Source organism: Leptolyngbya sp. 'hensonii' (assembly GCF_001939115.1).
In the GTDB taxonomy this organism is placed as follows: domain Bacteria; phylum Cyanobacteriota; class Cyanobacteriia.
In genome coordinates this window covers 15,578-33,570 of sequence record NZ_MQTZ01000014.1, presented here as the reverse complement: position 1 = coordinate 33,570, position 17,993 = coordinate 15,578, and the positions used below count along the sequence as shown (strand labels likewise).

The window sequence follows — 17,993 nt, the reverse complement described above, 5'->3', positions numbered from 1 at the left end:
CGGGCTATAGGCAGGAAGACTTCCAGGGTGCTGGGATGGAGGATGACTAGCCCAGTGGCAGCTCCAATCACTGCGGCAAGAAGTGCTTCTGGATTCACCTCCCGGGGCAGTACGGCCCGTAGCCCAATGCGAAGGGCCTGGCCAATCCAGGGTTCCTGGAGGTCGTCTGTCAGCACGACGATCGCCGGATCATCGCCAATGCTGAAATTGAGCCAGGTGGCCAGAGGCTCCTCTTCCTGTAGGCCCAGACTCAGTAAGATCACATCGGGCTCCAACTGCTCGATCTGGCGAACCAGGGCAGCAGGTTCTATCGCCTGACCGACTACCGTCAGGGCTGGTTCAGCCACGAGGATGGCTTCCAGTCCTGCCCGGCTGATGGCAGAATCGGCAGCAATTAAAACCCGAATGACCATGGGTCCCCCCGGAAAAGGATCTGCTGGGGGCTCCAATTATGGGGCGTTTCCAAGGGTTTGGGATGCATGTCATCCCTCCCGGCAGGGACGCTCCCCGACGATCAAGGTGACTTCGGTCAGGGTGCCCCCCCGGATCATACGAGCGATTAAAGGCTGACCGATGCGATCGGAATCCAGCATTGCTTGAACATCGCTAGTATCTGTAATGGGTCGATCGGCCAGTGCGACCAGGATATCGCCAATTAAGACGCCAGATTGTTCGGCTGGGCCTTCGGGTTCCAGGGTGACAATGATGACCCCCCCAGGATGGGAGAGATTCAACGTCTGGATCAGGGAGTTGGGCAGACGGACTGGCTGCATGCCTACCCCCAGATACCCGCGTGAGATGCGGCCCCGTTGGGTTAATTGCTGGACGACCCGATCGATTGTGCGCTTGGGGATGACCAAAACAATATCCCGAGGACCTGCAGTCACAATGCCAAGAATCTGCCCTTCTGGACTGACCATTGCACCCCCCGTCAGGTGGGGGTAGAGATTCAGATCCAACCGGATCAACTGGTCGATCGCGCCGCCATTCCAGGTGCGCCAGGGACCTCCCAAGGCACTGACCATGCCCAGGCTGGCTCCCAGACCCCGTTCGGCTGATCGGCCCACCGCTAAGGCCAGATGGCCCACCCGTAATTGGGTCGGATCTCCCAGGTCGATCGTGGCCGGGCTTTCCTCCATCACGTTCAACACCGCAAGATCGGTGCTCGGATCTCGACCCAGAACAGTCGCTGTGACCGTTTGGCCGCTGGCCAGGGTGACGCCGATTTCCTCATCGCGTCGAACCGTGTGGTCGGCGGTGACGACGATGCCTGGTTGCCAGATGACGCCACTGGAGGGAATGCGACGACGGGCATTAATTGCCACAAGGGCATGGCCAGCTTTGTCGATGCTGTCGGCTAGCCGATCGGACAAAGCGGCCAAAACACTGGATATCTCTGGCACTGGGGTCATAGGGCTCCTCTAGGCTGTGGATGGGGAAAAATCATGAATGCGGTCTGTCTTCAGGATGTCGCAGCGGAACTGAAGTCGCGATCGGTAAAATGGTTAGCATCTCACCCGGAAAAATGACCAGGTTCATCCCAGAATCTCTACCAGGATCTCTAAAATATAAATATTTCTGGTATCGTCAGTTGTCATCATGGACTCATGCTGCATTGGGGCATGATCTCGTCTGATTTCGCTGGCGGTATTCCGGTTTTTTCATTATTTGCCGCTTCGTTGCACTGTACACTTGAAGCCTATGACTTCCCTGGACCTTCTGCACCATAAAACTCTTTCCCCTGCTGCTCGCCTGGATGCTTTGCGGTTGCTGCTGGCTGACTATGGGCTGGATGGCTATCTCGTCCCTTCTGCGGATGAGCATCTGAATGAGTATGTGCCGCAGGCGAAGCAACGTCGGGACTGGCTGAGCGGGTTTACAGGATCGGCGGGGGAGTTCCTGGTTGCTCAGGACCAGGCCTGGCTGTTTGTCGATTCACGCTATCACGAGCAGGCCGATCTGCAGGTGGAGAGTTCGCTGATCCAAGTGTCTAAATTGGGCTTGGAAGGGCAGAAGACGCTGGAAGAAATGCTGGAAAGTCTTGGGCAGGCGGCAGATGCGGCTGGTCGTATGTTCCGCCTGGGCTTTGATCCCTTTACGTTGGCGATGGGGCATTACCAGGATTTGGAGAGAAAACTGAAACTGGCGGGTGTTGACCTGGTCCCAGTTGCTGAAAATCTGGTGGATCGGGTGCGGCAACAAAGTCCCTGGGCGGAGATGGAAACCCTTCCTCCTTATGGGGAGTCAGCCATCTTTAGCGTCCCTGATGAACTGGCAGGGGAGTCTGTAGGTGAGAAACTGCGGCGAGTTCGAGCAGCCCTCCAGAAGGCTAGAGCCCAAATTTTACCAGTGACCCGGCTGGATCAAATTTCCTGGCTATTTAATCTGCGGGGGTGGGATATTCCCTATAACCCGGTGTTTATCGCCTATGCGATCGTGACCCCAGATCAGGGATTCTTGTTTACCAATCTGGAGCGGGTGAACGCCGATATCGCTGCAGATCTGTCGAAACAGGTGAATCTGCTGCCCTATGATCGCTATGCTGAGACCCTGGTGACGCTGGTGGCGCGACCGGGTCAGCGGGTGTTGCTGGATGGTCGGCATACTACCCGGGGGACTCAGGCATTATTGCTGACTGTACCTGGGATACAGATTGTCGAAGCTACCCATCCGATCGAGGGGCTGAAGGCCCGTAAGAATAAAACTGAGATTGAACAAATGCAGGCCGCTAACTTGAAGGCCAGTCGCGCCAAAACGCGCACGCTCAAGTGGTTATCGGAACAACTGGCATTGGGCAACCCCCTGAGTGAAGCGGATGTGGCAGCTACGATTGAACAGTTTTATGCGGCTGAACCAGGTTTTCAGGGGCTGAGTTTTAATACAATCGCAGCCGCTGGGGCCAATAGTTCCATCGTTCACTATGGCACCCCGAATTCTCAGCGATGGCTGGAATCCAGAGAATTTTTGCTGCTGGATTCTGGCTGTCAGTTTATGGGGGGAACAACGGACGACACCCGCACCACGATCGTGGGAGAACCCACACCAGAGCAAATTAAGTGTTATACAGAGGTGTTGAAAGCCCATATTAACTGCGCGATGCAGCGATTTCCCAAGGGGACGACGGGGAGTCAATTGGATGGTATTGCCCGCTCAGATCTCTGGCGAGCAGGATTGGATTATGGTCATGGGACTGGGCACGGGGTGGGGGCTTTCCTGAACGTGCATGAAGGACCTAATGGGATCAGCAAACGGGTGAATGAGCCTTTGGAGCCGGGAATGGTGACGAGTATTGAGCCGGGATACTATAGGGCTGATTGGGGTGGAATTCGGATCGAAAATCTCTATGTTGTTCGAGATTTGACTCCTGAGGCTATGGCTCTGTCCGATCCAGCTGCGATAAAGTGGTATGGATTTGAACCGCTGACTTATGTCCCCTTTGAGCGGCAGTTGATTGATTTAAGCTGTTTGGATTCCAGGCAGCAGGAGTGGTTGAAGAATTACAACGAGATGGTTGTCGAAAAACTGTCACCAGAGCTAGACTCCAGCGAGATAACCTGGCTAGAAGTAGCCTGTAAAATTTAGTGTTAGGCTTAGAGCATCAGGCTCCCCAGTTGGCAGTCCAAGCAGATCTCAACAGAATTTTCAGGGATATCTGACCCAGTGATTATCTTGAACTTGCTACATCCAACCCAACCCATTCCCGTCCAAAGCTGGACCTTTGAGAGTGAATCTGTGGTCCGTATTGGGCGAGCTAAGGAAAATGAGGTTGTTGTTCACAGTGCGGTTGTCTCTCGATTGCATGTGGAGTTGCAGCGACAGACTTTTGGCTGGGAGGTGATTTCTCGCGGCACGAATGGAACTTTTGTCAATGGGGAACGGATTACCCAAACTAAGGTGTTGGATGGGATGGTGATTCGTTTGGGCACTTCCGGTCCTAAGATTCAAATCTTAATTGGCAGTGCACCCCATGACGTGAAAACCAAGGCCAATGCAGAGAAACGACCCAGTCCATCCAGCACAGGCGAAGCATTTAAGGTGCCGCCCACATTCCTCACCCGGCCTCAAACGGCTCCTCCTGAGGAAAATGTAACCCGTCGGGAAGACTAGCTCCTGCAATTATGGCTAGAGGAGACCAGATCTACACTATCCGAGATTTTTACAATGTTCCTGGTCTGTACGAACACCATGGGATTGATTGTGGCGATGGCACGGTCATTCACTATCAGAAGGGCAAGGAAACGATCGCCCGCACTTCCATGGCGGTGTTTTCCAGTAACCGTTCACTCTATGTTAAACAGTATGATGTCAGCTATGTGCCTGATGTGGTTATTCACAGGGCTGAGAGCCGTCTGGGTGAACAGAAGTACAACCTGATTTTCAATAACTGTGAGCACTTCGCAAACTGGTGTAAAACCGGGCGGCATGAAAGTTTGCAAGTGCGTGATTATCTACTAGGTCGGGGGCATGTCGGTGGCTATGACCTGTATGATATGGTACGGCAGGCCATCACTACGGCTGATCAGGAGCAGGTGCCTGAAACGGTTCGTCAGGCATGGCTGAATATTGCGGCGGCTCGGCAAGAAATTCAACCCCGCTATGAACAGGCAAAAAACGATCGGGATAGTTGGCAGCGAGTAGCTCGTTCGGCCTTGCAACAGGGGCGAGAAGATCTGGCTCGGGCTGCGCTCAGGCGTAAATATGAAGCGGGTAAGCAGGTAGATACACTACAGGTACAGCTCAACCAACTCAAAGATATGCTGGAGACGGTTCAGCGTAACGCTACTGTGCTTCATTATGATCTTCCTGAACTGCCACCATAATCTTCCTGATCTTTTCTCATGGGCAGTGAAGTATTTGAGTAGAAATAGACTTGAAATAATAGGCTTGAAATAACGGGCATGAAATAATGCGCCTGAATAGAGGTTATCTACCTCCAAACAAATCATTGATGTTTAGGGCGACAAGTTTGAACTTCACGCAAGCGCAACTGCTCTGTATAAAGATCTCATGAAGCACCTTCCCTCAGGGATCCGTATTTTCTCCAGGTTGAACGCCTGCAATATATTCTGGGTCAGTGCTCAGGTTTGAGACAGTTGACTAGCCGTAGATCACTTTAAGCTTAAGCTTGGTCGGTAAACTGTTCCTCGACGCAAAAGACATTGCATTCAGCTTCTGCTTTAGAGAAACAGTTGCTTTAGGTTGTGGAGTAGCCCAGCGTGTGCCACCACCACTGCGTCCTTTTGGCACTCCTTCTCGTTTTGCTTCAGCGGCTGGAGACAATAAAGGGAGGAGTAAAGCGGCGAACGAAACTGCAATTGTCAGTCTAACCATAGTTACCTTACGCATAATGAATGCCAGTGCCTGATCTCTTCATTAGCATGTCAGACTGACAAGCATTCTTACAATCGCTAAATTACGTATATAGAAAAAATTAGAATCGCCCTAGCTTGGCAGTTGTGTCCTGGGGGAGCTACTGAACCTTCCGGATAACTTTATGAAGACTCGAATGGAAATAAAGGCTCTGCTAGTGTTAATACAAATACATTGGTTGCCGCTGGTATTCCGCAAAATACCAGATCGTTCAAGTTTTTGCTGCGTATGACTACAGAACGTCGCTTCAAGTGGAGTCATCTTCAGGCTGTTGTATCTGGGGTCAGACCCTCTATCATAGCCATTAGCCTGCTGGTCACTGGTCTGGTGGCAGGGGGCAAGCAATTGGGAATGCTGCAATCTGCAGAGCTACTGGCCTACGATCAAATGGTGCGATCGCAGCCAGACAAAGGGATTGACTCCCGTCTCTTGATTGTCGCTCTGACCGAATCAGACATTAACCAAAATCAGTGGCCCCTGAAAGATGAAACTCTGGCAAAGTTGATCCGAAATCTGCAGGTGCACCAGCCTAAAGTGATCGGTCTGGACATGTACCGTAATATTCCTCAACCTCCAGGCCACCAGGAACTGTTGCAGCAACTGCAAGCTCCCAATGTGATCACCATTGAGAAGTTACGTGATCCTAATGGGGATGGGGTTCCGGCAATTCCAGGTCTTCCCATAGAGCGCATTGGCTTTAATGATCTGGTCCACGATCCCGATAACGTTATACGACGAAATTTTTTATTTACCTCTGCGGAAAGAACTGATCTGTACTCCTTTTCCCTGCGGATCAGTCTGCAATATCTGGATGAACGTGAGTATCCGTTCAAAGCAGATGATCATGCCCTCTATATTGGCAACACCACATTCACAGCTTTGGACCCAACTTCTGGTGGATATCAGAAGATTGATAATTCGGGGTACCAAATTCTCCTGGCCTATCGATCGCGACATCAAGTGGCTCCCCAAGTTTCGGTGACTCAGGTGCTGAATCAGGATTTTGACCCAGCTCTGGTCAGAGGCAAAATTGTGCTGATTGGGAGTACAGCTCCCAGCCTCAAAGATTTGTTCACGACACCCTACAGCGCAGCTGATCGAGAAAATACCGACATGGCGACGGGGGTCACGATTCATGCCCAACTGATCAGCCAGATTTTAAGTACAGTTCTGGATGGACAGCCGCTGTTCTGGTTCTGGCCGCAATGGGCGGAATTGCTTTGGATGTGGGGTTGGGCTTTAGTCGGTGGCATTCTGGTCTGGCGATTACAGCACCCGGTGGCTCTGGGACTGGTCACAATCGTGGCTCTCGGCAGTCTGGGATGCCTTTCCTTTATAATCTTTACCCGGTCCGGTTGGGTTCCTGTGGTTGCCCCAGCACTAACCCTGATGATTACGGGAGCAGGGGTTGTGGCCTACAAACTGCTGTATAACGCCTTTCATGATGCGCTCTCCGGGTTACCGAATCGAGCTTTTTTCTTGCAGCGATTGCATTGGATGATCCGCCATTCTCGTCGAGCCGGTAAGCACCTGGTGGAAGGGACGATTGAACGGGATGGGCAACAGGCTCAAGCTTCTATGCTGGCCGTTGTACTGATTGGGCTCGATCGATTTAAGGCGATTAACGATAGTATGGGTCACCAAGCTGGTGATCAACTGTTAATCAAGGCCAGCCAGCGGTTAAAAGCCTGCCTCCCAAAATCTACGTTGCTGGCTCGGGTGGGGGGGGATGAATTTGCTGTTGCTCTACCGGGAGTCCAGGATGCCACAGAACTGCCTCACCTGATTGAACAAATTACGGAAGAGATGACCATTCCTTTCCTGATTCAGCGGCAGGAAATTTTTACCAGTGCCAGTATGGGGATTGCCCTCAACCCTATGGGCCAGGACTGTAAGGCGGATGACTTGCTTCGGGATGCTCATACGGCGATGTATCGGGCCAAAGCAGCAGGAAAATCCCGGCACGAGGTCTTTGCTGTGGGTATGCGGACCCAGATTGTGCGTCGCCTGCAACTGGAAACTGAGCTGCACCGGGCCCTGGAGCAGCAGGAGTTTCAGCTCCATTATCAGCCGATCGTCGTTTTGAAATCGGGTAGAGTAACGGGTTTTGAGGCGTTGTTGCGCTGGCCTCATCCCCAGGAAGGTTTTATTCCGCCCAGTGAATTTATTCCTGTTGCTGAAGAAATTGGGTTAATTGTGCCGCTGGGGCAATGGATTATTCATGCTGCCTGCAATCAAATCAGTCTCTGGCAGGCTCAATTTCAGCCCAATCCTCCCCTGGTCGTTAGCGTTAATCTGTCCAGTCAGCAATTTACCCAGCCGGGTTTGGTCGAACATGTGGAGCAGACCCTCAGGTCTACCGGGTTGGATGGCTGTAGCCTGAAGCTGGAAATTACAGAGAGTATGGCCATGTCAGATATTGAAGCCACGATCGTGCTACTTCAGCGCTTGAAGGCGTTGAATGTACGCCTTAGCCTGGATGATTTTGGCACTGGTTATTCTTCCCTCAGTCATCTGCATCGCCTCCCGATCGATACCCTCAAAGTCGATCGCTCCTTTGTCAATCAAATTGATGCAACAGGAGACGCAGCGATCGTTCAGACCATTATTGTGTTGGGTCATACCCTGGGCATGGATGTGGTGGCAGAAGGAATTGAGACTGCGATTCAGCGAGATCGCCTGGAGAGACTCAACTGTGAATATGGCCAGGGATATTTCTTTGCTAAACCTTTGTCGAATACTGCTGCAGCAGTGCTCCTGGAGCAGGATATCCGTTTCACATCGGTTCCATCCATCTAAGGAACGTGGATTTAATTTCAGCAGGGGGTTGGGGGAATACCCCTGCACCCCACTAATTCACTTAATTTAATCTGTGATCCTAAGATCGCAGCACCATGAGCTGGAAGTGGATGCCCCCGTAAAGATTTTGCATGCATCGCTTTGGCAGGATGCTGGTGTGGGCAATGCTAGCGAGATAGGATTAAAAATTGTAAAAAATACAATTCTGTAGTTTTTGATACAGAATTCTGTGGTAGTTTATTAAAAGAAAGGCTGAAACAGGTAAAAAATTGGAGGACAGGCAAATGTCTACTCAAGATCAAGCTCGGGCATTGATGACCCGTCATCATCAACTGATCAAGAATCGTCAGCAATCTATGCTGAGCCGCGCTGCTGCCGAAGTGGGTATCCCTGCTGAAGTGCCTCAGTTCTGGAATCACATTCAGGGCAAACCCCATTCTTCTGCTATGGGTTCCTACGATCGTAGCCATGCTTCTCTGAGCTAGATGCGGGGCACGTTCAACGTAGTGGATCATTTCAAGAAATGTTGATTTTCTGGTTACACCCTATCTTGCAAGGTAGGGTGTTCGCTTTTGGGCATTTTTTCTGATTTACGGGTGAATTCATAGGAATAGGTGGTGGATCCGCCTCTGGACTGACTATTATGGGTGACATCTTTGCGGATATCGCCTCGATCTCAAGAGGTGTGACATGGGCCGCCAAGATAGGGGTTTGGTAGTGAGGGTGATGTATGGAAATTGAAGATTATATTGGCTTACTTCAACAGGGCACAAATTCCTGGAATCGTTGGAGAAAAATGAATCCGACCATGCAACCTGACTTTTCTAGGTTGGATTTCACAGGAGTCCATTGGAGCGAAGCAGATTTCAGTCACATGAACTTCATGCGAGCAAGATTGCATCGCTCAAATTTGCATCGCTCCAATTTCACCCAGGCGAACTTGTCTGGCGTTGGCTTGAGTGGTGCTAATTTAAGTGAAGTGAGCTTCAAAGGGGCGAATTTGAGCTGGGCCAGTCTGACCCGCGCGAATCTTCAGGGTGCGGATCTGCGAGATGTCGATTTTAAGAATGCGGATTTGAGTGGGGCTAATCTTCAGGGTGCAGATTTGAGTGGGGCTAATTTAGTTGGAGCCAAGCTGACTCAAACGACGATGCCTGACGGCTCAATCTATGGGAAAACCCAGCTAGAAGTTGCTCTGGAACCAATCCTGGCTGAAATTCGGCAGCGGGGTGAGTTAGACAGCTACTCGCCTGTAATGGACAGGGCCTCAACCCAGACCCTGGGACAAACCCCAGCAGGCGTGAGTTCAGCCTCCTTCTCCACATAAACGATCGACTTCAACAGTTCCAGGAAATCACCGGCAACGGTAGCAGCCTCAATGCTTGTCCGTTGCCCCTGCTGGATCAGCCAACCGTCAAAGGGTAAGGAGAAGGACCCCTGTAAGGCCTTTACACCGGCATGCAGCGCGTGTAAGTCATCAATGAAAATGACATTCTCTGCTCGGTCCAGGTTGTAGTCTGGGTTTTCAGTACCTTCCGAGTAAACATGGTAGAAATGAGCACCTACACTGACTTTGGCCCCAATGCTGGCATGACCAGTGGGTTGGGCATTCAGACGCTTGGCTGTGCCAGCGCTATGGAGGAAGCCAGTTAAGATGCCATTCGTAATCAAAGGAACACGGTGGGTCGGGGTGCCCTCACCATCAAAGGCTTCCTGAGCCACATTAGCCGGGTGGAGAGCATCGTCTGCCACGCAGAGCAAGGGAACTGCGATCGTCTGACCCAAGGATTCTGGGGTCGAGAGACTCTGGTGATCCAGAATATTTTGAGCATTCCAGATATTGGAGAAAGCTCCCAATAGACTCAGGAATGCCTCTGGCGAAAATACGACCCGATATTTGCCAGACTTGATTTTTGCGTAGTTTAAGTGGCTAATTGTTTTTTCAGCTGCCTCTTTCAGGCAACCCTCGATATCTAGCTGACCCAAGTTTTCACTAATCCGAAAGGAACCGGCACTACGGGGTTTTTTCCCTTCCTCTTCGGCTTTGGTATAGAGATAGATAGAAGTGATCGATCGGGCTTCACTCCGGGCTGCCCCCTCACTATTGAGGTAAAACCGCTCCACATCTCGTTGAGCCAGACCATTGTAGGGAACCCCTTGAATGGCTGGATGGGCAGCCAGAAGTGCTTTCTCTGCTGCAATCAGTTTTTCCACTAGGTCAGAAACGGGAGCCTGCTCGACTGGATGGTGAGGCTGCGCTGGGATGGGGGTAGTTGCTTCCGGACTGAAGTCAGGCACATGCTCCTTAACCCCAAAGAAACTGGCTTCATAGGCGGTTTGAAAGGCCAGTTCTAGTCCATTTGGTTCAACATCGGTGGTGCTGGTGACGCCCATGGTGCGATCGTCATTCCAGACCCGCACAATCACACTGGAGCGATTGGACGCTTCTACCTGCTTGGGCTCTCCCTGATCGACTTGAGCACTTGTTTCGTCGATTGAAGACCCATAAATGTCAAACTTCTGAATGCCGAGCTTAGCAGCGGTAGTTTGGGCCTGAGCGGCCAGAGTCTGAATGTTCAGCACCATTCTATTCCTCAATTCAAGTTCTGTGCTATCGGGAAGGCATGAATTCAAAATCAGTACTCCTCTCGTGGAGCGGATGGCGTTTGGGGTTCGCTTGAGAGGTTCTGGAACTGGGTTAGCGACCGCCAACCGTGATGGAGTCTACTTTGAGATGGGGTTGACCCACCGTCACGTAAATATTGCCGCTGACGGAACCGCAGAAGCCTGCGGCTAAACCCAGATCATTGGAACACATGGAGATTTTGTTCATGATTTCCTGGGCATCCCCAATCAGGGTTGCACCCTTGAGCGGCTTGGACAGCCGACCTTTTTCAATCAGGTAGGCTTCTTCAACGGCGAAGTTGAACTGACCGGTAGCCCCAACACTGCCGCCACCCATCTTCTTGCAATAGATGCCCCGATCGATTGAGCCAAATAAATCATCGATGGTGTAATCTCCCGGTGCAATGTAGGTATTCCGCATGCGCGAGGCAGCCGGGTAGGCGTAGCTTTGACGACGACCACTCCCTGTGCGGGGATGACCCGTGCGGACTGAGCCCGCCCGATCAGCGAGGAAGTTTTTGAGAATGCCATTTTCGATTAACAGTGTTCGCTGAGCAGGCATGCCCTCGTCATCCATGTCGATCGTCCCAAACGCATCGGTGGACAGACCCTCATCCCAGGCAGTCAGACTTTCGTGGGCGATCTTCTCCCCTTTTTTATCGATGAAGGGGGTGGTTTTATACTCAATCTGCGTGGTTTCGAGCAAATGCCCGCAGGCTTCATGGAAAATCACACCCCCAAAATGGTTCGCCATCACAATAGGGTAGGTCCCCGACTCCACGTATTCGGCATACAGCATTTGACCCGCGGCCTGAGAGACTTCAGCTGCGTCTGTTTCGTACTGCCAGGTTCGCAGGAAGTTTGGATTACCCGTATCCCCGACGCGCTTTCCGATTGAAGAACGGTTGGCTCCATCAGCACAGAGCAGATTGTGGCCGACAGATTGGGTAAGGCGAATGTCTCGGGCAAAGGTGCCATCGCTGGCTGCGACCAGAACCTCCTGCCAATCCCGGAAGTAGGCTGCTCGCCGCGACTGGACATGGCTGGCTTGCTGTTGGAGCCGATCGTTAGCTTCCAGAAGGATCTCCCCCATTTCCCGCATGGAGCTACATTGAGCTAGCCAGTTGTCTTTGTTGCGTTTGACAGCATAGTCTCGCAAGAGTTCCAGGTTAATTTCTGGAACATAGGAATTGGGGGCTGGGAGATGGAGGCCCAGAATGGACAATGCCTTTTCCAGAGCTGCTTTCAACCCAGTGAAACTGAGATCATTGGTGCTGACGTAGCAATCCGCCTTCCCCCGAAAGACTCGAACACCAGCCCCTCTGGACAATCGGGGAGAGATACTGGTGATCGCATCGTCTTCTGCCAGACAACTGATATAGTTAACTCTCTCTAGAAAAAACTCTACGAAATCAGCTCCGGCTGCTCGACCCAGACCCAACAGGATGGACAGGGGAGCTTCCCAGGTTTCATCGAAGCGATCGGGCGCAGAACTGTAATCTAATGTGGGCAGTTCCCGTGAAAGCAGCAGAGTATGAGGAGAAATCGCTAGAGTCATGGGTTGACGGTTCCGCAAGAATTCGTGAATCACTGCCTCCCATTGTAACGATTCCTGACAGGATTAATTTTTTGGCTGGGCATACAGGGAGGACTGGTAGAGAACCTGCTCCTGATGGGTCAGGAGGGTGCAGTCCGATCGGGGGTAAGCGACACAGGTGACCACATAACCTGCCATGGCTTCAGATGGACGGAGGAATTTTTGTTCAGTCTGGTCCACCTGGCCTTCCATCACTTTGGCGACGCAGGCTGAGCATTCCCCCTGCTTACATCCGGATGGTAATCGGATCCCAGCAGTTTCTGCTTCATCCAGGATGGATTGATCTTCGGGAACTGGGATGGTGCGATCAAGATTTAAGGCAGGATTGATGAGACGAACCTGATAGACAGTCATAGAGGTTGGATGGAAACTGCAGCGATGAAATCATACCGTAGCCCATGCCGATGCATAGACATAAAAACCTTCTTCAGGGCTTGAATGCGAACTTGTCCGAGAGGATGCTTGCCAGAATCCTGGTCAACATCCTGCTGAGAAATCCTCCAGGAGTGAATCGATCAGGACACTTAAATATAAAGAAAAGATTAAAGATTTAAAGCTAAAAGTGATCGATTCAGAATCGATCACGGTGATCCAGCAAGGTCTCCAGGATCCGATTTTTATTAACAAAGGTTTAATCCAGTAAATTCATATCAAATGTGAAGATGTTTTTTTAAGCTCTATTGCGTCTCAATCTGCCTGAATTCAAACTTTCTATCTATTGAAGTGGTAATGATCATGAGTTGAGATCAGGAGAATGCAATTGATTATGTTGATCCCTGACCCTTAATGATGTGTTCCTCTCTAAAGTTAAATTGTCAATTTGAAGAAATCTAGACATAATAATTGAATAGGAAATAGAAGAGCTCCAACTCAACTATTTTGCTGAATCTGTTATTTTTATTAAGTTTTATTTCTCAACTTTTACTTTTGTGAAGGTTCTTGACTTGTCTCCAATACCTCAAGGGATTGCTTTGGTATGGGGGTGCAGGCAGGGGTTTTGCAGGTGGGATGTTGTGTATGTCGGTTGTCTGGGTGTTTTGGGGTCCCTCAGGTATTTAATGGATGAGAGGTTTAAGATGAAAACGGTTGAAACGGTTCGATGCTCCAATTGCGGCAGTTTGGCGGAACGCCATTACCTCTCAAGCAGTAATGTCGTGCGCACGCAATGTGAAGTTTGTGATTACCTGATGATCACCTGTTCTCTGACAGGCAGAGTGCTGGAGTCCTATGCTCCGGGGACAGGTATGCTGAAATTGCGTCAGCTCTATCCAGTGGCTTTAACCTGTGAAGCTCGGAGCTGACCGCAGGCGGCATCAGCAACTAGGCCGCGAGAGCGACGAACGCTGGCGGCAACATGACGCTTTTTCAGGGTATCTAAAAAATCCTGAATCTGCTGGGGCGTGGGCCGCTGGTAGTCTACTTCGCTGATGGGGTTGTAGGGGATGAGATTGACGTGACTCTGAAATCCTTTTAGATGGCTAGCCAGTTCCAGGGCATGTCCTGGCCGATCGTTTAACCCGGCCAGCAAAATATACTCAAAGCTCAACCGGCGGCCCGTCAATTGAACATAGTCTCGGCATTCCTCCAGCAATGCCTCCAGGGGGTAATGGTGGGCACTGGGGATCAACTGTTCCCGCAGGGCCTGATTGGAGGCATGTAGGCTGACTGCCAGGGTGACCTGCAGTTCGTGGCTGGCCAGTCGTCGGATGTGACCGGGAATTCCAACCGTCGAGAGGGTCATCGATCGCTGGCCAATGCCCACATCCTGATTCAAGATCTGGATGGCTTGCAAGACCTGCTCCGTATTCAGCAAAGGTTCACCCATGCCCATAAAGACAATATTGCTGACCCGCTGCTGAAAATCTTCCTGCACCGTCAGCACTTGATCGACGATTTCGTGTCGTTCCAGGTTACGGATAAACCCGCCTTTGCCGGTGGCACAAAAATCGCAGGCCATGGGACAGCCGACCTGGGAGGAGACGCACACCGTCAGACGCTTGCCGCTGGGGATGCCTACCGTTTCAACAATGCAACCATCGGCCAGTTCCAGCAGGTATTTCACTGTGCCATCGGGTGCAGCAGATCGGTGGTGCACAAGGGATCGACCAACAGGAATGTTGGCCAACCCGGCACGCCAGGACTTGGGAAAGACTGAAATATCCGCCAGCGATCGGGCTCCATGGCGATAAATCCACTCATGCAACTGCTGCCCCCGGTAGGCCGGTTGTCCTTGTAACTGTACCCAACGGGTCAGTTCTGGGAGAGACGCACCCAGCAGGGGGATAGGCGCGACGGAGGGGGAGGGATCGGCGGTCGTAGGGTGAGGCATGGAGAAGAACCTGGCAGCACAGCAATTGGAGGCAGGATGGTCGCGGGTAGGGAGGCAAGTCGAGGAAAAATCCGATTTCCCCCTAGAATATTATGGGCGTAAGCCATTGCGAGTGAGGCAACGCTGTTTGCTTCGGGGAATAACTATGCTAATCGATATTTCTACACTACTGGATCAGGTTGGAAATACCTGGGGGCCACTGGCATTTGAATTCACCTCTCCGGGGCCGATCGTGTTTCAGGTAGGCAGTTGGACGGTGCGCTGGTATGGCCTCCTGATTGCATCGGCGGTGATGTTAGGCGTGTTGCTCTCCCAGTTGCTGGCCAAACTCCGTGGGATCAATCCCGATCTGGTGGGGGATGCGGCGATCTGGTTGGTGGTGGGGGCCATTCCATTGGCTCGACTTTACTATGTGCTGTTTGAGTGGCAAGCTTATGCTTCCCATCCCCAGGATATTATTGCCATCTGGAAAGGCGGGATTGCAATTCACGGGGCGATTTTGGGGGGAATGCTGGCAGCCTTGATTTTCTGCCGGTTGCAAAAACTGTCTTTCTGGCAATTGGCAGATGTGGTGGCCCCATCCCTGATTTTGGGACAGGCGATCGGGCGCTGGGGTAACTTCTTCAACTCAGAAGCTTTTGGCAGTCCCACCGATTTACCCTGGAAGCTGTTTATCCCAGAAGCCCAGCGACCCCGAGGTTATCAGGAGATTGCTTACTATCACCCGACCTTTCTGTACGAGTCTCTCTGGAATCTGATGGTGTTTGGTCTTCTGCTGGCCTTGTTCTTTCGTGGTCTAAAAGGGAAACCCCAGTTACAACCGGGGACTCTATTTCTGGTTTACATGGTGACCTATAGTGCGGGCCGGGTGTGGATTGAGGGCCTGCGGACCGATAGTTTGATGTTGGGGCCTCTGCGCATTGCTCAGGTGGTCAGCCTGACGGCCATCCTGATTGGGATTGCTGGTCTGGCCTGGCTCTATGTCTGGCGGCGACGCTTGCCAGATGTGGTGGCGACCCAGGCAGAATAGCTGGCGGCTCCAATGAAAAAGCCCCGGAAGCTATTCCAGCTTCCAGGGTCTGATCAGGGTGCATCTACCATACCACTCTTCTTAAGTGCACTACTTCGTCCGGAAGGAATGGGAACAAAATGACCGCAAAGGTCTATATTGTGGGCGCTGGCCCCGGAGATCCAGAGCTGCTGACGGTTAAAGCTCAAAAGATCCTGTCCCAGGCAGCCGTGATCCTGGTGGCGGATTCGTTAGTGCCGGAGCAAATCCTGCAGGATGTGCGATCGGAGGTAGAGATCATTCGAACGGCGGACAAAACCCTGGAGGATATTCTGCCGATTATGGTGGCACGGGTGCGATCGGGCCAGACTGTAGTTCGGCTCCATTCCGGTGATCCCAGTCTTTACAGTACCCTGCACGAACAGATTCAGGCTCTGTTGGCTGCCGAGATTCCCTTGGAAGTCATTCCTGGCATCAGTGCCTTTCAGTTGGCTGCTGCTCGTTTGCAGGTGGAATTAACGGTGCCGGGCCTGGTACAAACGATTATCCTGACCCGCATCAGTGGTCGAACGACGGTTCCAGAGCGGGAGGAACTGGCCAGTCTGGCGGCCCATCAAGCCAGTCTCTGCCTCTATTTAAGTGCCCGCCATGTGGACACAGCCCAGGCCCAACTGCTGCAACATTATCCAGGCGAAACCCCCGTGGCCATTTGTTTTCGCCTGGGCTGGCCAGAGGAGCAGATCTGTTTGGTGCCCCTGGCCCAGATGGCTGCTGTCACCCAGCGGGAAAATCTGACGCGGACGACCCTCTTTATCATCAGCCCGGCCTTGCAGGCAGGGCTTGCCCGATCGCGGCTTTACGATCCGGAGTACAGCCGACTGTTTCGATCGACCTGATGCCAGGAGGGGGTTGTGCCGTTTTTGTCGGGGAATTTTGAACTACACTGACAGTGTGAATCTGCTACAAATTTCATCAAAGGACGTGCCCAGTGCTGGACGAACAGGCCAAGAAAACAATGCTGCGGAAAATTCCCCATGGCTTATATGTGTGTGGGGTCAAAGAAGGCGAGGAAGTGAATGGATTTACGGCCAGTTGGGTTATGCAGGCGTCCTTTCAGCCGCCCCTGGTTGTCAATTGTGTCAAGCAAGACTCCCGCTCCCATGCCATGATTCAATCCAGTGGGGTGTTTGCCCTCAGTGTTTTAGAAGCAGGGCAGAAAGATCTGGCCCAGAAGTTCTTTAAACCCCAGCGCCGAGTGGGCAATAAGTTCGAGGATGTAGAATTTTATCTGGGGGAAACGGGTTGTCCGATCATTTCGGAGGCCCTGGGATATGTGGAATGCCGGGTCGTGGGCAGGGTGGAACAGGGGGACCACACTGTATTTGTGGGGGAAGTCATTGCCGCCGCTGTTCATCGGGAAGGAGCCCCCCTTCTGTTAGAGAGTACGGGTTGGCAATACGGGGGCTAGACAGTCCAATGCCTGAGTATGTGCTCCAGATTGTGCAAGATACGGTTCTCAAGCAGCAACCTATTCCCAGCGATCAAATTAAGGATCAGAATCACAAGGAAGAGGTGCGGGCCGGTAGCCGTTATCGGTTGCATAGCTTTGCCTATGATCAGACACGCCAGCACTTCAAGGTGGCTTTTTTACTTGATCGATTTAAAGAGAAGAACACCTGGTGGGTCTATGCCGATCATGTGGATGTGTTTAAGGATGGGGTGCTGTTACCTGAGGGTCGATCGATGTCAGTCCGCCTCAAAGTCCCCTATCTGAGCCAGCTTGATAATGCCTACAATCCTTATGAAGCCTGTAATATTACAGCGGTAGCCATGTGCCTGACCTATCTGGGTCTGAAACCCAGTCAACCCCAGGTGCAACTGGAAGATGAGCTGTACAAATATTGTGAGTTGCGGGGGCTGAGCCGTCATGATCCCCGTGATCTGGCCCATCTGATCCGAACCTACGGGTATCAGGATGACTTTCAAAGTCGGGCTCTGTGGGAAGAGGTCAAACTCTGGCTGGTCAAGGGCTATCCTGCTATTGTCCACGGCTATTTCACCCGGTTTGGGCATGTCGTGGTCATCATTGGCTACGACGATCGAGGCTGGATTGTGCATGACCCCTATGGCGAGTGGCTGGAGACCGGCTACGATACCAACGCCAGTGGGGCCGGGTTGACTTATCCCTATGCCCTGATGCAGCGGCTCTGCGGCCCTGATGCCTCAGGGGAACTTTGGGTTCACTACATCCGCAAATAGGTCTG

17 protein-coding genes are annotated in these 17,993 nt (G+C 51.9%); 11 read left to right on the top strand and 6 right to left on the bottom strand.

What is annotated here, in order from left to right:
• On the bottom strand, window positions 1-413 hold a 413-nt coding region (locus BST81_RS05315; RefSeq protein WP_143780237.1), incomplete at its 3' end, for a response regulator.
• A 69-nt stretch (window positions 414-482) separates the two neighbouring features.
• Entirely contained in the window at window positions 483-1,412 is a 930-nt protein-coding gene (locus BST81_RS05310) for a S1C family serine protease (protein WP_075597509.1), read from the bottom strand.
• A gap of 289 nt (window positions 1,413-1,701) precedes the next feature.
• Here BST81_RS05310 and BST81_RS05305 point away from each other — a divergent pair, with 289 nt between their 5' ends.
• The 6 genes from BST81_RS05305 to BST81_RS05280 all read left to right on the top strand — a co-directional run bounded on the left by BST81_RS05305 (window position 1,702) and on the right by BST81_RS05280 (window position 9,496).
• Window positions 1,702-3,582 carry an aminopeptidase P family protein gene (locus BST81_RS05305; RefSeq protein ID WP_075597508.1) on the top strand — a complete coding sequence of 627 codons (1,881 nt, stop codon included), beginning with the start codon at window positions 1,702-1,704 and terminating at the stop codon, window positions 3,580-3,582.
• Window positions 3,583-3,669: 87 nt separating this feature from the next.
• Window positions 3,670-4,107: an FHA domain-containing protein gene (locus BST81_RS05300; protein WP_253188090.1), complete on the top strand. Its 438-nt coding sequence runs from the start codon at window positions 3,670-3,672 to the stop codon at window positions 4,105-4,107.
• 11 nt (window positions 4,108-4,118) lie between these two features.
• Window positions 4,119-4,820: a lecithin retinol acyltransferase family protein gene (locus BST81_RS05295; protein WP_075597506.1), complete on the top strand. Its 702-nt coding sequence runs from the start codon at window positions 4,119-4,121 to the stop codon at window positions 4,818-4,820.
• Between the two features lie 778 nt (window positions 4,821-5,598).
• Window positions 5,599-8,169 (top strand): EAL domain-containing protein, encoded by a 2,571-nt coding sequence (locus BST81_RS05290; protein WP_075597505.1) that lies wholly within the window; start codon window positions 5,599-5,601, stop codon window positions 8,167-8,169.
• Window positions 8,170-8,453: 284 nt separating this feature from the next.
• Window positions 8,454-8,654: a hypothetical protein gene (locus BST81_RS05285; RefSeq protein ID WP_075597504.1), complete on the top strand. Its 201-nt coding sequence runs from the start codon at window positions 8,454-8,456 to the stop codon at window positions 8,652-8,654.
• Between the two features lie 245 nt (window positions 8,655-8,899).
• On the top strand, window positions 8,900-9,496 hold the full coding sequence (locus BST81_RS05280) for a pentapeptide repeat-containing protein (protein WP_075597503.1): 597 nt from the start codon (window positions 8,900-8,902) through the stop codon (window positions 9,494-9,496).
• Here the strand turns inward: BST81_RS05280 and BST81_RS05275 are convergent.
• The 3 genes from BST81_RS05275 to BST81_RS05265 all read right to left on the bottom strand — a co-directional run bounded on the left by BST81_RS05275 (window position 9,412) and on the right by BST81_RS05265 (window position 12,745).
• Window positions 9,412-10,755, bottom strand: a complete 1,344-nt coding sequence (locus tag BST81_RS05275; RefSeq protein WP_253188089.1) for a TldD/PmbA family protein — start codon at window positions 10,753-10,755, stop codon at window positions 9,412-9,414. The genes BST81_RS05280 and BST81_RS05275 overlap by 85 nt on opposite strands.
• A gap of 112 nt (window positions 10,756-10,867) precedes the next feature.
• Window positions 10,868-12,352 (bottom strand): TldD/PmbA family protein, encoded by a 1,485-nt coding sequence (locus BST81_RS05270; protein ID WP_075597502.1) that lies wholly within the window; start codon window positions 12,350-12,352, stop codon window positions 10,868-10,870.
• Between the two features lie 63 nt (window positions 12,353-12,415).
• Window positions 12,416-12,745, bottom strand: coding sequence for a 2Fe-2S iron-sulfur cluster-binding protein (locus BST81_RS05265; RefSeq protein ID WP_075597501.1), 330 nt, complete (start codon window positions 12,743-12,745; stop codon window positions 12,416-12,418).
• Window positions 12,746-13,467: 722 nt separating this feature from the next.
• Here BST81_RS05265 and BST81_RS05260 point away from each other — a divergent pair.
• Window positions 13,468-13,692 carry a replication restart DNA helicase PriA gene (locus tag BST81_RS05260; RefSeq protein ID WP_075597500.1) on the top strand — a complete coding sequence of 75 codons (225 nt, stop codon included), beginning with the start codon at window positions 13,468-13,470 and terminating at the stop codon, window positions 13,690-13,692.
• Here BST81_RS05260 and rlmN read toward each other — a convergent pair.
• The gene (rlmN, locus tag BST81_RS05255; protein WP_075597499.1) at window positions 13,656-14,720 is read right to left on the bottom strand and encodes a 23S rRNA (adenine(2503)-C(2))-methyltransferase RlmN; all 1,065 of its coding nucleotides are present in this window, start codon (window positions 14,718-14,720) and stop codon (window positions 13,656-13,658) included. The two genes, BST81_RS05260 and rlmN, sit on opposite strands and share 37 nt — an antisense overlap.
• Window positions 14,721-14,865: 145 nt before the next feature.
• On the opposite strand from rlmN, the gene lgt reads away from it, so the two are divergent.
• The 4 genes from lgt (at window position 14,866) to BST81_RS05235 (ending at window position 17,988) form a co-directional block, all read left to right on the top strand.
• The gene (gene lgt / locus BST81_RS05250; protein WP_075597498.1) at window positions 14,866-15,750 is read left to right on the top strand and encodes a prolipoprotein diacylglyceryl transferase; all 885 of its coding nucleotides are present in this window, start codon (window positions 14,866-14,868) and stop codon (window positions 15,748-15,750) included.
• Window positions 15,751-15,869: 119 nt separating this feature from the next.
• Entirely contained in the window at window positions 15,870-16,625 is a 756-nt protein-coding gene (cobM, locus tag BST81_RS05245) for a precorrin-4 C(11)-methyltransferase (RefSeq protein WP_075597497.1), read from the top strand.
• A 92-nt stretch (window positions 16,626-16,717) separates the two neighbouring features.
• Window positions 16,718-17,197: a flavin reductase family protein gene (locus BST81_RS05240; RefSeq protein WP_075597496.1), complete on the top strand. Its 480-nt coding sequence runs from the start codon at window positions 16,718-16,720 to the stop codon at window positions 17,195-17,197.
• An 8-nt stretch (window positions 17,198-17,205) separates the two neighbouring features.
• Window positions 17,206-17,988, top strand: coding sequence for a C39 family peptidase (locus BST81_RS05235; RefSeq protein ID WP_075597495.1), 783 nt, complete (start codon window positions 17,206-17,208; stop codon window positions 17,986-17,988).
• Window positions 17,989-17,993 lie beyond the last annotated feature (5 nt).